Raw genomic sequence first — 13,872 nt, 5'->3', positions numbered from 1 at the left:
ATGGTACTGCACTCGACAGGGTGTGGGAGAGTAGGACACTGCCGGAACATCATTGCGAAAGGCCCTCCAACTTCGGTTGGAGGGCCTTTTTGCGTTCCCGGGGAACCTCGTCGGACCGCTATGTCCGAATCACGAGTGGGCCAGGTCACTCTGGAGTATGTTGTCGAGAACAACATTCGCTCCAGCTCGACCGCCCACAGGCGGTGGTTCCACGAAAGGCCCACGCTCATGCGTCAGGGGATCTTCGGCATCGCGGCCGTCTCGATCGCACTTCTCACTTCGCTCACCGCCTGCGGTGACGACACTACGAACTCCTCGGGGGGTGGCGCCAAGATCGGCGTGATCCTGCCCGACAGCAAGACCTCGGCGAGGTGGGAGACAGCGGACCGCAAGTATCTTCAGCAGGCGTTCGACGCCGCGGGGATCAAGGCAGACATCCAGAACGCCCAGGGCGACAAGAACGCCTTCCAGACCATCGCCGATCAGATGATCACCAACGGCGCCTCGGTGCTGATGATCACCAACCTCGACAGCGGCACCGGCAAGGCCGTCATCCAGAAGGCAAAAGCGCAGGGCGTCACCGTGATCGACTACGACCGGCTGACCCTCGGCGGCGGTGCGCCGTACTACGTGTCGTTCGACAACGTGAAGGTCGGACAGCTCATGGGCGACGGTCTCGCGAAGTGCCTGGCCGACAAGCAGGCCGCCAAGCCGGTGGTCGCCTACCTCAACGGCGGCCCCACCGACAACAACGCCGCCCTGTTCAAGAGCGGTTACGACGGCGCGCTGAAGCCGAAGTTCGACGCGGGCGAATACGTGAAGGGCCCGGATCAGGCCGTCCCGGAGTGGGACAACACCAAGGCGGGCACCATCTTCGAACAGATGCTCACCGGCACGCCGAACCTTGGTGGCGCCGTGGCGGCCAACGACGGTCTGGCCAATGCCGCCATCGCCGTGCTGAAGAAGCAGAAGCTCAACGGGCAGATTCCGGTGACGGGTCAGGACGCCACGGTGCAGGGTCTGCAGAACGTCCTGGCCGGTGACCAGTGCATGACCGTGTACAAGGCGATCAACCTCGAGGCCGCCGCCGGCGCGAAGCTGGCGATCGCGCTGGCCAATGGCGAGAAGGGCGAGGCGCCGAGCACCGTCGACGACCCCGAGGCGAAGACGAAGGTGCCCGCGGTGCTGCTCGAGCCGAAGGCGATCTTCAAAAGCAACGTGAACGACGTCGTGGCGGACGGTTTCGTCGACAAGGCCGAGCTGTGCACCGGTGAATTCGCGAAGCTCTGCGCGGATAACGGCGTGCGCTGATGACCGAGACCCCGCTCATCGAATTGCGCGGATTAGAGAAGAGTTTCGGCCCGGTTCACGTCCTGCACGACATCGACTTCTCCGCCTACCGCGGTGAGGTGACAGCGCTGGTCGGCGACAACGGCGCAGGCAAGTCCACGCTGGTCAAGTGCATCGGCGGCACCCATGCCATCGACGCGGGTGAGGTGCTGTTCGACGGTGAGCCGGTGCAGATCGGCAATCCGAGGGACGCGGCCGAACTGGGGATCGAGATCGTCTATCAGGATCTCGCGCTCTGCGACAACCTCGACATCGTGCAGAACATGTTCCTCGGCCGCGAGAAGAAGCACGGCATCGTGCTCGACGAGTACGGCATGGAGGAACTCGCGGGCGCGACGCTGGCCGGTCTGTCGGTGCGGACGGTGAAGTCCGTGCGGCAGAAGGTGGCGAGCCTGTCGGGCGGACAACGCCAGACCGTCGCCATCGCCAAGGCCGTGCTGTGGAACAGCAAGGTGGTGGTTCTAGACGAGCCGACCGCGGCGCTCGGTGTCGCCCAGACCCAGCAGGTCCTCGAACTGGTGCGCCGCCTGGCCGACAAAGGTCTTGCGGTGGTGCTGATCTCGCACAACATGAACGACGTGTTCGCGGTATCGGACCGCATCGCGGCACTGTATCTGGGCCGGATGGCCGCGCAGGTGCGGACCGCCGATGTGACCCATTCGCAGGTCGTGGAACTGATCACCTCCGGCCGCAGCGGGAGTCTCGGAATCGGAGTGCGGGCATGAGTGTGGTCGTGACGGACAAGGCCGCCGAGCCCGCCGCGCCGATGACCGAATTGGTCACCGGCTATGTCGGGCGGATTCGCAGCGGCAACATGGGTGCGCTGCCCTCGGTCATCGCGCTGGTCGTGCTGTCGGTCGTGTTCTGGATCGCGCGGCCGGTGTTCATGACCCAGGGCAATATCGCGAACCTGCTCACCCAGGGCGCCGCCATCGCGGTGATCGCGATGGGGTTGATCTTCGTGCTGTTGCTCGGGGAGATCGACCTCTCGGCCGGCTTCACCAGTGGTGTGTGCGCGGCGGTGCTCGCAGTGCTGCTCACCGACAAGGGGTGGCCCTGGTACGCGGCGGTACTCGTGTCGCTGCTCACCGGGGTCGTGATCGGGCTGACCATCGGTGCGATCGTGGTGAAGATCGGTGTCCCGTCGTTCGTGGTGACGCTGGCCGCGTTCCTCGCGCTGCAGGGTGTCGCACTGAAGATCATGGACAACGGCCGCAATATCTCCATCCACGACGAGACGATCCTGGCGATCGCCAACAAGAATGTGCCGCCCCTGCTCGGCTGGGTGATGTATCTGGTGTTGCTCGGCGGGTTCTCGTTCGTGCAGTACCGAAAGTTGCGGGCGCGCAACACACTCGGGCTGACCGGCGAGACGGCGCCGGTGGTCGCGGTGCGGATCGCGGCGGTCGCGTTCGTCGCGGGGGTGGCGGTGCTGGTGCTCAATGACGAGCGCAGCCGTAACCCGGAGGTCAACTCGCTGCAGGGCATGCCGATCGTGGTGCCGATCATCATCGCGCTGCTGCTGCTGTGGACCTTCGTGCTCAATCGCACCTCGTTCGGCAGGCATGTCTACGCGGTCGGCGGCAGTGTGGAAGCCGCTCGGCGCGCGGGCATTCCGGTCGATCGGATCAAGATCAGCGCGTTCGTGCTCTGTTCGACGATGGCCGCCGTCGGCGGGTTGATCGCGGCCTCGCGGGCCAACTCCGTGGATCCGAACACCGGCGGTTCCGATGTGTTGCTCACCGCGGTCGGTGCGGCGGTGATCGGTGGCACCAGCCTGTTCGGTGGTCGCGGCCGGATGCTCGACGCGGTGCTCGGCGCCGCGGTGGTCGCGGTGATCAACAACGGGATGGGGCTGATGGGCTACAGCGCGGGCACGAAATTCGTTGTGACAGGATTTGTCCTGCTGCTCGCGGCGGGGGTGGACGCACTGTCGCGCAAGCGTTCGCTGCCAGGAAGTTGACCATCGACCGGGAAGGCTGGGCCGAATGAGGGCTGCACCCGCCCCGGACGAGATCCGAACCCGCAATCTCGCCGCGCTGCTGCGCCACGTCCATGTGAGTGGCCCGGTCTCGCGGGCGGAGCTGGCCGAGCGAATGGGCTTGAACCGCAGCACGATTCTGGCCCTGACCACCGATCTCGCCGCTGCCGGGCTGGTGAGTGAGGAACTGCCACGCCAGACGGGCCGGGCCGGACGACCGTCGCTGGTGGTGCGGCCCGAATCGGAACGGGTGTATGTGCTCGCGTTGGATGTCGGTGCCGACCGGCTCGCGGTGGCGCGGGTGGGTCTCGGCGGCGTGATTCTCGACCGGCGCGAAACACCGCGTGACAGTACGGCATTCGATCCCGACGAGGTGATCGAATCACTGGCGGTGATGGCCGAGACGATGATCGGCTCGGCCGGGTCCGACAGTGTCTGTGTGGGTGTCGGGCTCGCGTTCTGTGGAATGGTGCGCGAGGGCGACGGCGTGGTGCGGTACGGGCCGAATATCGGCTGGGTGGATGTGCCGGTCGGTGCGAAACTGTCCGAGCGGCTCGGTGTCCGGGTCGTGGTCGGCAACAATGCCAACCTGGGTGCGCTGGCAGAGCGTGAGCGCGGTGTCGGCGCCGGGGTGTCGGATCTGATCTATCTGCACGGTGAAGTCGGCATCGGTGGTGGCGTCATCATGGGCGGCGAGCTGCTCGGCGGCGAGGGCGGCTACGGCGGCGAGGTCGGGCACATGATCGTGAACCCGGGCGGACGGGCGTGCAGGTGTGGTTCGCACGGTTGCCTGGAGGCAGAGGCGGGGGAGTTGGCGCTGATCGCGCTGGTGGGCCGGGCCGACCTCACCGGCCGGGCTGCGGTCGAGGCGATCGTCGACGCGGCGGCCCGCGGTGACGCGACCGCCCGCGATGCGCTGCACCAGGTCGGCGACTGGCTCGGGTTCGGGGTGGCCAACCTGGTCAATATCTTCAACCCGACGATGGTCGTGTTCGGCGGGGTACTGCGCGAGATCTACCTCGCCTCGGCCGCGCAGGTCCGGAGCCGGTTGGTTGTGAACGGGCTGTTGGCGGTCCGTGAGCGCGTCCGGCTCCGGACCTCCGCGCTGGCCGACGACGCCCCGCTCATCGGGGCCGCGGAACTGGCGTTCGTCGACGTGCTGACCGACCCGCTGCAGACACTGGCACGCGCCTGCGGCAGTTGATCGATCGGCGCCGGTGTGGCGACTATCGTGAAGTCATGGCGACCACCAGGATCGGTACGCACATCAATGCGCCTCGCTCCACCGTCTACCGCCTGTTGCTCGACGGCGACGCGGTAGGTGCCTGGATGGTGCCCGACGGGATGACCAGCGAGGTGCATCGGTTCGAGCCGGTCGAGGGCGGATCGTTCTCGATCACCATCACCTACGACGCCTCCACCGACGCGGGCGATACAGATCTGCAGCACGATGCCTACTTCGGGACGTTCCGATCGCTGGTTCCGGACGAACAGGTGGTCGAGGTGCTGGAGTTCGTCACGGTGCGGCCGGAGATGACCGGCGCACAGTCGGTCACCTTCACACTGACCGACGTTGACGGTGGCACCCTCCTCGATGTCCTGCACGAAGGGGTTCCGCCGGGACTCGGTCTCGCCGACAACGAGGGGACCTGGCAGATAGCGTTGACCAAGCTGGCCTCGCTGGCGGAGCGGGGCACGATCGACTGAAACACGGTGCGCCGCAACGACTGGTGCCGAACCACCGCTGCTGGCAGCTTGCGTGGCGCCGTTCGGAGCCGCACCGGCTCCCGTACCCGCCGGGGATGACGCCCGACTCCGACGCGGTACTCGATGCCGAGAAGTAGCCGAGCACTTCAAATCATGGCAAGGCTAATGGTGTTCGGGGGTGATCGCGGTTGCTTGAATCCTTCTATGCACCGACCGAACACCTTTCGACCCGGCCTGCGTGGCCGCGCCACCGCCGCACTTCTCGCGATGGCAACCGTTGCGACGCTCGGCCTGACCGGCTGCGCGCAAGGCAACGACACACCGGTCGGCACCCCCGACGCGCCACTACCCACCGAGGTTCCACCGGGGACCACGCTCGTCGTCGCCGATCAGTCGGAACGTCTGCAATCGGCGCTGCGGCTGTCCGGCGAACTGGACAAGCTGCCGTTCAAGATCGAGTTCGCGAACTTCGTCGGTGGCCCGGCCATCCTCGAGGCCTTCCGGGCGGGCGCGGCCGACGTGGGTCAGGTCGGCGATGTGCCACCGATCCATGCGCTGGCCGCGGGCCAGGACGTGCCGATCGTCGGCTCCTACCAGACCAACCCCCAAGCCCTGAAACTCGCTGTGGCGCCGGGCCGTTCGATCAGCAAGCTCGCGGATCTGAAGGGCAAGAAGATCGCCTACGCCGAGGGCACCGCCCAGCAGGCGGCGGTGTTGAAGGCGCTCACCAAGGCGGGTCTGAAGCCCACCGATGTGGAGCTGGTCCGGCTGCAGCTGGCCGAGTTCCCTGACGCGGTCCGCACCGCTCAGGTCGATGTCGCGCCGCTGATCGAACCCAACGTGACCCGGTTCCTCCGCACCGAGGGCGCCTCGCTGATCCCGGACTCGGAGACCACGGGCATCTACAGCGGCCTCGCCTACGTGTACGCGCGCCGGGCGGTGGTCCAGGATCCGGCGAAGGCCGCCGCGACCCGTGCTCTGGTCGGCGCGTTCGTGCGGGCCTGGCAGTGGACCAACACCCACCGCGAGGAATGGGCCACCCGCTACTACGTCGGAAGCCAGAAGGTCAGCGCCGACGACGCCAAGCGGATCGTCGAATCGCTGGGCACCTACACCTTCCCGCACCTCGACCAGCAGTTGATCGCCCGGCAGCAGACCACGATCGACGCGATCGACGCCGTGGGCGAGCTGCCGAAGAAGATCAAGGCTGTGGACGGTTTCGACCTGCGCTTCGATGCCGCGGTCACCGAGGCCGTCACTGCCAGCGGGGCCGCGTTCGCACCGGCGGTGAGCTGATGGCCACCATCGACGCGGGGGCACTGCGCAAGCTCAGGAACAGCACCGCCCCGGTCGAGGCGCTCGCCCCGCGTGGGCGGGGTCGGCGCAAACTGGGACCGGGCAAGCCGATCCCGTTCGGTTTCGCTCTCGGTCCGGTGCTGCTCATCGGCACCTGGGTGATCGGTTCCGCGATCGGTGCCATCGACCCGGAGACCCTGCCCGCGCCGTGGACGGTCGCGCAGACCGCGGGCGACCTGATCGCCGACGGGCGGTTGCAGTCGAACCTGCTGACCTCGTTGCAGCGTGCCGTGATCGGCCTCGTTCTCGGTGTGGCGATCGGCGTGGTGCTCGCGCTGGTCGCGGGGCTGAGCCGGATCGGTGAGGCGGTGGTCGACGGTCCCGTGCAGATCAAGCGGGCGATCCCGACGCTGGCGCTGATCCCGTTGTTCATCGTCTGGTTCGGGATCGGCGAGCAGATGAAGCTGATCGTGATCACCACCAGCGTGCTCATTCCGATCTACATCAATACCCACGCTTACCTGCGCAGTGTCGACGCGCGCTATGTGGAACTGGCCGAGACCGTCGGGCTGTCGCGGTGGGGATTTCTGCGTCGCATCGCGTTGCCGGGCTCGTTGCCGGGCTTCTTCCTGGGGCTGCGGCTGGCGGTGACCATTTCCTGGTTGGCGCTGGTGGTGGTCGAACAGGTCAACGCGACCAGCGGCATCGGCTACCTGATGACCCAGGCGCGCACCTACGGCCAGATCGACGTGATCGTCGTCGGTCTGGTGATCTACGGGCTGCTCGGACTGTTCGGTGATCTCGCCGTGCGGGCAACGGAACGAAAGGTGCTGGCATGGCGACAGACACTGGGCGACTGAGCTCCGACGAGCGGGTCGTCGTACGCACCCGCGCTCTGACCCGCGGCTTCGGCGAGCGAATCGTCTTGAACGGCATCGATATCGAGATCCGGCGCGGTGAGTTCGTCGCGCTGCTCGGGCGCAGCGGGTCCGGTAAGAGCACGCTGCTGCGGGCGCTGGCCGAACTCGATTCCGAGGTACCGGGATCCGGCGAGCTGACGGTGCCGACACAACGCGCGGTGGTGTTCCAGGATTCGCGGCTGCTGCCGTGGTCGCGCGTCCTCGACAATGTGGTGCTCGGGCTGACCGGGCGCGACGCGCAGCAGCGCGGGCGTTCCGCACTGGCCGAGGTCGGGTTGGCCGGACGCGAGAAGGCTTGGCCGCGAGAACTTTCCGGCGGTGAACAGCAGCGGGTGGCCTTGGCCAGGTCGCTGGTGCGTGAGCCGGAACTGCTCCTGGCCGACGAGCCGTTCGGCGCGCTCGACGCGCTGACCCGGATTCGGATGCACGCCCTGCTCCAGGCTCTGTGCGCGCGGCATCGGCCCGCCGTGCTGCTGGTGACCCACGATGTGGACGAGGCCGTGCTGCTCGCCGATCGGGTGCTGGTCCTCGACGAGGGCCGGATCACTATCGATCAGCGCATCGAGACCCCGCGCCCGCGCAGGCACGCGCACCCGGAGTTCGTCCGGCTGCGGGAAGTGCTGTTGAACGGGCTCGGCGTCGACACAACAGATTCAGAGAAAGTGAAACAGGCGTCATGAGTGCACCGCGTCAATTGAGTCTGAACGCGTTCATCTACCCGTCCGGGCACCATGAGGCCGCCTGGCGGCATCCCGACAGCAGGCCCGACCGCATCTACGACGTCTCCTACTACCAGGAGATCGGGCGTACCGCGGAGGCGGCGAAGCTCGACGCGGTGTTCTTCGCCGACGGGCCCGCCCTGCGCACCGATGTTCGTCACAACGCCGCGCCCGGCTTGGAGCCGATCACGCTGCTCACCGCGATCGCCGCGGCGACAACACATCTCGGCCTGATCGCGACCGCGTCGACCACCTACTACGAGCCCTACAACCTGGCGCGGTTGTTCTCCTCGCTCGACCACATCTCCGGTGGACGCGCGGGCTGGAACATCGTCACCACCGGCACCGATCTGGCCGCGGCCAACTTCGGGCTCGAACGCCACCCGGACCACGCCGAACGCTATGCCCGCGCACGGGAATTCGTCGACGCGGTGGTCGGGCTGTGGGACAGCTGGGAGGACGACGCGATCGTGCTCGACCGCGCCGCCGGTGTGTACGCCGATCCGGACAAGATCCATCCGATCGACTTCGTCGGCGAACATCTCAGTGTGCGTGGACCGTTCAACTCGGCGCGGACCCCGCAGGGACGTCCGGTGCTGGTGCAGGCCGGGGCGTCGAACGAGGGCCGTGCCTTCGCGGGCAAGTACGCGGAGGCGATCTTCACGGCCCATCAGCGACTGTCGGACGCGCAGTCCTTCTACGCCGATATCAAGTCCAAGGCCACCGAGTTCGGCCGTACCGCCGACGAGGTGAAGATCCTGCCCGGGATCAGCCCGTTCATCGCCGACACCGAGGCCGCGGCTCTGCGGTTGGAGCGCGAGTTCAACGAGCTGACGGTGCCCGAATACGGGCTCAAGCAGCTGGAATCGATCACCGGTACCTCGCTGCGCAGCCTCGCGCTCGACGAGCTGGTGCCCGTCGAAACGTTCGCGGGGGCAGGCGATGTCACCGACAACGGGCGCAGCAGGTTGCAGGTGGTGGCGGGCATCGTCGAGCGGGAACGGCCGACCCTGCGTGGGCTGCTGCACCGGCTGGCAGGCGCGCGCGGACACCGGGTGTTCGCGGGAACGCCCGAGCAAGTGGCCGACACCATCGAAGAGTGGTTCACCCAGGGCGCGGCGGACGGCTTCAACGTGATGCCGCCGTACTACCCCGGTGGGCTCGAGGTATTCGCCGAAACGGTGGTGCCGATCCTGCAGGAGCGCGGGCTGTTCCGCACCGAGTACACCGGGACCACGTTGCGCGACCACTTCGGGCTCGCGCGCCCGGAGAGTCAGTTCGCCCGCAGTGCCGCTCTAGCCGGATGACGGTGGGCTGTAGCAGCCGGCACGGCACTCGCCGGTCGGTGGCGGCGTCGTGACTCAGCTGCGATCCATGGCGCTGGCGGTCTTCGTTCCGTCCGCCATCTACGGAATCGGTTCGGGCGCAGCTGCTCCCATGCTGCCGCTGCGCGCACTCGAACTCGGCGCGTCGGTCGGAACCGCGGGCGTGGTCGTCGCCATGATGGGCTTCGGTCTCATCCTCGGAGATCTGCCCGCGGGCTGGCTGGTGGCGCGCACGGGGGAGCGCAAGGCGATCGCGCTCGGTTCCTTCACCTGCGCCTTAGGTCTGCTCGTGGCAATCCTCGCGCCGAATATCGGCGTATTCGCGGTCGGGCTGCTGATCAACGGCGCCTCGGGCGCGGTGTGGGGGCTGGCCAGACAGACCTACATCGTGGCCGTGGTGCCGAGTGCCGATCGGGGACGGGCCTTTTCGGCGCTGGCCGGGTGGATGCGGTTCGGGTTCTTCGCCGGACCCTTCCTCGGGGCGGGCGCGGTGCACTGGCTCGGCCCGATCGGTGGGCTGTGGATCCAGCTCGTCGCCATGCTCGTCGCGGGTGCGCTGGTGTTCGCCATGCCGGAGACCGAGGGTTCGCCGACTGTGGTCAGCGACAACACGATTCGCTCGGTGGTGGTCGAGCATCGCAAACTGCTCAGCACGCTCGGGCTCGGCGCTCTGCTCATGGGCGCGGCACGGGCGGCACGACAATCGCTGCTGCCGTTGTGGGCGGTGCACATCGGTGCCGACGCGGCGACCACCAGCATCGTGTTCGGTATCGCGGGCGCGGTGGACGTGCTGATGTCGTATCCGGCCGGAATCTGGCTGGATCGCTACGGTCGCAGGGCGATCGGCGTTCCCGCGATGATCGCCTTCGCCGCGGGGTACGCCCTGTTGCCGTTGGCGGGGTCGGTGGTCGGGCTGACCGCTGTCGCCGTGCTGCTCGGCTTCGCCAACGGGTTGAGCAACGGCGTGATCATGACTGTCGGCGCCGATGTCGCGCCGCCAGGTCAGCGCGCGGAGTTCCTCGGCGCCTGGCGGCTCACCCATGACATCGGCATGTTCGCGGGTCCGATCGCGGTCGGCGCGATCAGCGCGGTAACGGTGCTCGGCGCGGCGGCGGGCGCGCTCGCGGTGGCGGGTCTCGGTGGAGCGGCCGCGATGTATCGCTGGTTCCCCGGACGCCCGGTGGCCCCGATCGCGGTGCCCGAACAGAAGACCGCGGGTCTACGCGAGCCCCGGGAGTCGGTGGACAGCAACTGACCTCGCACGCCCGGTCGGTCGCCTACGGCCAGGAGGGGTCGCGTCCGGTGAGGCCGAGGATGCGGTCGAGCAGGGGAGCGGTGGCATCGACGGGGACTTCGGGGCCGTAGATGCCCATCTGGCGACCCTGTTCGGCGGTGGCGGCCGTCTCGTCGTAGGTGGTGCGCAGGAAATCGTCGTCCCAGTGTGGCGTGGCGCCGACGGCACGGGCGAGGTCCCAGCCGTGGACGATCAGTTCGCCGACCACCATCCCGCCGACCAGCGGTGCGGGCAGTTCCGTCGGCCCGCCCATGTGGGTGACTCCCCGCCACGCGGCGGGGTCGGTCCACGCGGTGGCGAGTGCGTCGAGGTGCGCGTCGAGGGCCGCGGCCCAGTCGCCCGCGGTCAGGTCGATATCGGCTTCGGCGGCTGCCGGGGGTGCGACCGCCTCCTTGCGTGCGGCGCCGACCAGCGACGGACCCCAGAAGAGCAGGTGGTTGAGCAGGGCTCGGATATCGAACTCGGCGCAGGGGGTGGGGTCGGACAGTCGGGCGGGATCGACCGTGTGGAGGAGCTTCGACAGCGGTGTCGCGGCGTGCGCTACGCGTTCGGTTTCGGACATGTACCGAGGTAACCACCGCGACGCCGCGCTGTCTTGAACAAACGCGACATAGACTCGCCGGGTGGAACGCGACCCCCGTGAACTGGGCGGTGCCTGGCAGATGTCGCAGCGCCACCGGTTCATCGCACCCTCGGCTGACCTGGCGCGGTATGTCGACCGGTACTGGGCCGTCACCTGGGATTACGAGCATCCGTTTCGGCAGTTGGTGGTGCCGCTGCCGAACGTGCACCTGACCTTCCGCGACGGTCGCGCCGAACTCCACGGTCCCTCGTCCTCGCACGTCTACCGCGAGCTCACCGGCTCGGGTTCGGTATTCGGGGTAGCCTTCCGGCCCGGGGCGTTCCGCCCGTTCCTGAACGGTCCGGTGGCAGATCTGCGGGATCGAACGATCGATGCGGCAACGGTTTTCGGCCCGGAATCGCCTGACCCGGTCGATGTCGGCTCGGTCGAGGGTCACCTTCGCGCGCACCTGCCCGTCGCCGACCCGGAGGCCGAGTGCGCGGGGCGGATGGTGGCGATGATCGCCGACGACACGGGCATCACCACGGTCGACGCGCTCGCGGGGCGCTGCGGGACGAGTGTCCGCCGGGTGCAGCGGTTGTTCGCCGAACATGTCGGCATCGGGCCCAAGTGGGTGATCCGCCGCTACCGCCTGCACGAGATCACCGAGCGGCTCGCCGACGGCGTCGACATCGATTGGGCGGTACTCGCCGCCGACCTCGGGTACGCGGACCAGCCGCACCTCAGCCGCGATTTCCGCAAGATCTTCGGTGAGCCACCGACCAGCTACGCACAGCGGTACGAGCGGTAGCCGGCGCGACAGGTAGAGCGGGGCACCGCGCGGGCGCCCCTACAGTGGAGTGATGTCGTCATTCGATCGGCATCCGTCCACCGTCGCGGACTTCGACGATGCGCGTCGGCGGGATCGGTTGCGTGAAACCAGGCTGGGACACGGGTGGCGCGGTTGGCGCCGGACCAGGCTGGCGGTGCTGCGAATTCTCGGGGTGCTGCTGGTCGCGATGATCGTGTTCGGGCAGTACTGGGTGCACGATGTGGCTCCCGAACGCGATCGGCTGGCACAGACCACGCCGGAGTTGCTGCCCGCGAATCTGCCCGCGGACGCGCGGGATTGGGATACCGCGGTCGTCGACATGGTGGGGCTCGGGGGAGTCAACGCGGCACCGACAGCCAAAGCCCTGCCCGCGCTCAGTCGCCTCGGGGTGGTGTGGGCGGTGCGCTACGACAACGCGGGTATCGACACCAAGGTCATCGCCGAGATGATCGTGCGGGCCGCGCGGTACGGCAATGTGCGCAATATCGTGCTGGTCGGTCACAGCATGGGTGGGATCATCGCGCTCGAGGTGGCGCGCCATATCCACCTGGGCAGCGATCGGCGATTGGTGGCCGTCGTGCTGGACTGCACGCCGATGGACCTGGACGCGGTCCGACCCGAGAGTCGCAGCCGCGGTGCCGATCTGGTGCGGTGGGTGGGCTGGTTGCCCGGGGCGCGGGAGAGCAGGCTCCTGCGCTTCGTGGTCGAGATGTCGGCTCGGCGTGAACGTTTCGCGCAGCGGGACGGACTGTTCTTCGATATCGACTACCGCGCCATGGGGCAGGCGGCCTCAGAGGTATTGCGCGACAAGATCTTCTCTCGTGATGCCGCCAGCAACGGGTTGATCGAGGCGCAGTTCCTGGCGATCGTGGCAGGCGGCGGCACGGCGGATCTGCGGGCGCTCGGCAAGCCGCATCCGGACAAGCGAAACCCGGCGATCGTGTTCATCCGGCCCCGCGAGGCGTCGCGCGATGACGTGGTGGACGTGGAGTATTCGCACAGGGTGCTGATCGAACAGTCCGGCGGCGTCAACGGCACTCTCTCGGTGGTGCGGCCGACTCGGACCGAGCACGCGAATCCGATTCAGCGACCGCGTGAATACAACGAGGTCATCGAAGCGCAGGTACTGCCGTTCGTGCGCCGCTATCAGGAGGCCAATCGCAATGATCCGCCCTGATCAGCGCACGCGGGCTCCGAGGATGGTGCGCACGCCCGCGATGAACAGTTGCAAACCGAAGTCGAATCGAGCTGTCGGGTCGGGAGTGTCGACCAAGGGGGTGTTGTCCTCGGGCAGCGCGCCGACGGAATCCATCTGCATGCGCGACTGTTCGTCGACGGTCTGGCCGAGCACGTAGTAGAGCAGGGTGTAGGCCGTGAGATCGGCTTCCTCCCTGGTCATTCCGGCACGGATGACAATGCCCGCCAGGCGTTCACGCGCCTTGCTCGTGGTCAGACGCGAGGCGTAGGTGGCCGAGACCAGTTCGGCGCCGTCGCGATAGGCGAGCAGACAGTCGCGCAGTCGGTGGGCGAGCTCGGTGAGCTGCGCGGGCCATTCGGTGGCCGTGATCGGCTCGTCCATCGGAGCGAGAATCCGGTCGGCCACCGCGCCGAGCAGGGACTGCTTGTCCTTGACGTGCCAGTACAGCGCCCCCGGCTGCACCTGCAGCGAGCCGGCGAGCCGGCGCATCGTCAGGTCGGCGAGCCCGTACTGATCGAGAATCGCGACGGCGGCATCGACCACATCCGTCTTCCGCAGTTGCACGCGCGTCCTTCCGTCCGATTTTCCGACCCGAGTGTCGTGACTCACTCGCAGCCGCTACCCTATCCTGAACACCGTTCAAGTTGCACGGCCACGCCGGGTGGATCACACCCACGGCTCGTGCGCA

General features: G+C 67.7%; 14 protein-coding genes. 12 read left to right on the top strand and 2 right to left on the bottom strand.

Going from position 1 to position 13,872, the window contains the following annotated elements:
* Positions 1–228: 228 nt before the first annotated feature.
* The 10 genes from ASD42_RS33360 (at position 229) to ASD42_RS33315 (ending at position 10,553) form a co-directional block, all read left to right on the top strand.
* Positions 229–1,311 carry a sugar ABC transporter substrate-binding protein gene (locus ASD42_RS33360; protein WP_056824892.1) on the top strand — a complete coding sequence of 361 codons (1,083 nt, stop codon included), beginning with the start codon at positions 229–231 and terminating at the stop codon, positions 1,309–1,311.
* Entirely contained in the window at positions 1,311–2,075 is a 765-nt protein-coding gene (locus ASD42_RS33355; protein ID WP_056824810.1) for an ATP-binding cassette domain-containing protein, read from the top strand. The genes ASD42_RS33360 and ASD42_RS33355 overlap by 1 nt, the downstream gene beginning before the upstream one ends.
* Positions 2,072–3,313, top strand: coding sequence for a sugar ABC transporter permease (locus ASD42_RS33350; protein ID WP_056824807.1), 1,242 nt, complete (start codon positions 2,072–2,074; stop codon positions 3,311–3,313). The genes ASD42_RS33355 and ASD42_RS33350 overlap by 4 nt, the downstream gene beginning before the upstream one ends.
* 25 nt (positions 3,314–3,338) lie before the next feature.
* Positions 3,339–4,535: an ROK family transcriptional regulator gene (locus ASD42_RS33345; protein WP_056824805.1), complete on the top strand. Its 1,197-nt coding sequence runs from the start codon at positions 3,339–3,341 to the stop codon at positions 4,533–4,535.
* A 35-nt stretch (positions 4,536–4,570) separates the two neighbouring features.
* Positions 4,571–5,038, top strand: a complete 468-nt coding sequence (locus tag ASD42_RS33340; RefSeq protein WP_056824801.1) for an SRPBCC domain-containing protein — start codon at positions 4,571–4,573, stop codon at positions 5,036–5,038.
* A gap of 204 nt (positions 5,039–5,242) precedes the next feature.
* Positions 5,243–6,334, top strand: a complete 1,092-nt coding sequence (locus ASD42_RS33335; RefSeq protein ID WP_056824798.1) for an ABC transporter substrate-binding protein — start codon at positions 5,243–5,245, stop codon at positions 6,332–6,334.
* The gene (locus ASD42_RS33330; RefSeq protein ID WP_056824796.1) at positions 6,334–7,194 is read left to right on the top strand and encodes an ABC transporter permease; all 861 of its coding nucleotides are present in this window, start codon (positions 6,334–6,336) and stop codon (positions 7,192–7,194) included. Before ASD42_RS33335 ends, ASD42_RS33330 begins: the two co-directional genes overlap by 1 nt.
* Positions 7,170–7,934 (top strand): ABC transporter ATP-binding protein, encoded by a 765-nt coding sequence (locus ASD42_RS33325; protein WP_056824792.1) that lies wholly within the window; start codon positions 7,170–7,172, stop codon positions 7,932–7,934. The genes ASD42_RS33330 and ASD42_RS33325 overlap by 25 nt, the downstream gene beginning before the upstream one ends.
* Complete coding sequence (locus ASD42_RS33320; protein ID WP_056824790.1) at positions 7,931–9,280, top strand: LLM class flavin-dependent oxidoreductase; 1,350 nt, start codon at positions 7,931–7,933, stop codon at positions 9,278–9,280. The genes ASD42_RS33325 and ASD42_RS33320 overlap by 4 nt, the downstream gene beginning before the upstream one ends.
* A gap of 49 nt (positions 9,281–9,329) precedes the next feature.
* On the top strand, positions 9,330–10,553 hold the full coding sequence (locus ASD42_RS33315) for an MFS transporter (RefSeq protein WP_235569924.1): 1,224 nt from the start codon (positions 9,330–9,332) through the stop codon (positions 10,551–10,553).
* A 22-nt stretch (positions 10,554–10,575) separates the two neighbouring features.
* On the opposite strand, the gene ASD42_RS33310 is transcribed toward ASD42_RS33315, so the two are convergent.
* Complete coding sequence (locus tag ASD42_RS33310; protein WP_056824784.1) at positions 10,576–11,154, bottom strand: TIGR03086 family metal-binding protein; 579 nt, start codon at positions 11,152–11,154, stop codon at positions 10,576–10,578.
* A gap of 61 nt (positions 11,155–11,215) precedes the next feature.
* Between ASD42_RS33310 and ASD42_RS33305 the strand changes: the two genes are divergently transcribed.
* Complete coding sequence (locus ASD42_RS33305) at positions 11,216–11,965, top strand: helix-turn-helix domain-containing protein (RefSeq protein WP_156677667.1); 750 nt, start codon at positions 11,216–11,218, stop codon at positions 11,963–11,965.
* 52 nt (positions 11,966–12,017) lie between these two features.
* The gene (locus ASD42_RS33300; RefSeq protein ID WP_056824780.1) at positions 12,018–13,163 is read left to right on the top strand and encodes an alpha/beta fold hydrolase; all 1,146 of its coding nucleotides are present in this window, start codon (positions 12,018–12,020) and stop codon (positions 13,161–13,163) included.
* Here ASD42_RS33300 and ASD42_RS33295 read toward each other — a convergent pair whose 3' ends face one another.
* On the bottom strand, positions 13,164–13,748 hold the full coding sequence (locus ASD42_RS33295) for a TetR/AcrR family transcriptional regulator C-terminal domain-containing protein (RefSeq protein ID WP_056824778.1): 585 nt from the start codon (positions 13,746–13,748) through the stop codon (positions 13,164–13,166).
* Between the last annotated feature and the right edge of the window lie 124 nt (positions 13,749–13,872).

Origin of the sequence: Nocardia sp. Root136 (assembly GCF_001427185.1) — a bacterium.
GTDB classification, from domain to species: domain Bacteria; phylum Actinomycetota; class Actinomycetes; order Mycobacteriales; family Mycobacteriaceae; genus Nocardia; species Nocardia salmonicida.
This window is presented reverse-complemented; position numbering and strand designations above follow the sequence as displayed.

Coding starts and splice junctions, on each gene's coding strand:
- ASD42_RS33360 (WP_056824892.1), top strand. CDS start 229: ATGCGTCAGGGGATCTTCGGCATCGCGGCCGTCTCGATCGCACTTCTC.
- ASD42_RS33355 (WP_056824810.1), top strand. CDS start 1,311: ATGACCGAGACCCCGCTCATCGAATTGCGCGGATTAGAGAAGAGTTTC.
- ASD42_RS33350 (WP_056824807.1), top strand. CDS start 2,072: ATGAGTGTGGTCGTGACGGACAAGGCCGCCGAGCCCGCCGCGCCGATG.
- ASD42_RS33345 (WP_056824805.1), top strand. CDS start 3,339: ATGAGGGCTGCACCCGCCCCGGACGAGATCCGAACCCGCAATCTCGCC.
- ASD42_RS33340 (WP_056824801.1), top strand. CDS start 4,571: ATGGCGACCACCAGGATCGGTACGCACATCAATGCGCCTCGCTCCACC.
- ASD42_RS33335 (WP_056824798.1), top strand. CDS start 5,243: ATGCACCGACCGAACACCTTTCGACCCGGCCTGCGTGGCCGCGCCACC.
- ASD42_RS33330 (WP_056824796.1), top strand. CDS start 6,334: ATGGCCACCATCGACGCGGGGGCACTGCGCAAGCTCAGGAACAGCACC.
- ASD42_RS33325 (WP_056824792.1), top strand. CDS start 7,170: ATGGCGACAGACACTGGGCGACTGAGCTCCGACGAGCGGGTCGTCGTA.
- ASD42_RS33320 (WP_056824790.1), top strand. CDS start 7,931: ATGAGTGCACCGCGTCAATTGAGTCTGAACGCGTTCATCTACCCGTCC.
- ASD42_RS33310 (WP_056824784.1), bottom strand. CDS start 11,154: ATGTCCGAAACCGAACGCGTAGCGCACGCCGCGACACCGCTGTCGAAG.
- ASD42_RS33300 (WP_056824780.1), top strand. CDS start 12,018: ATGTCGTCATTCGATCGGCATCCGTCCACCGTCGCGGACTTCGACGAT.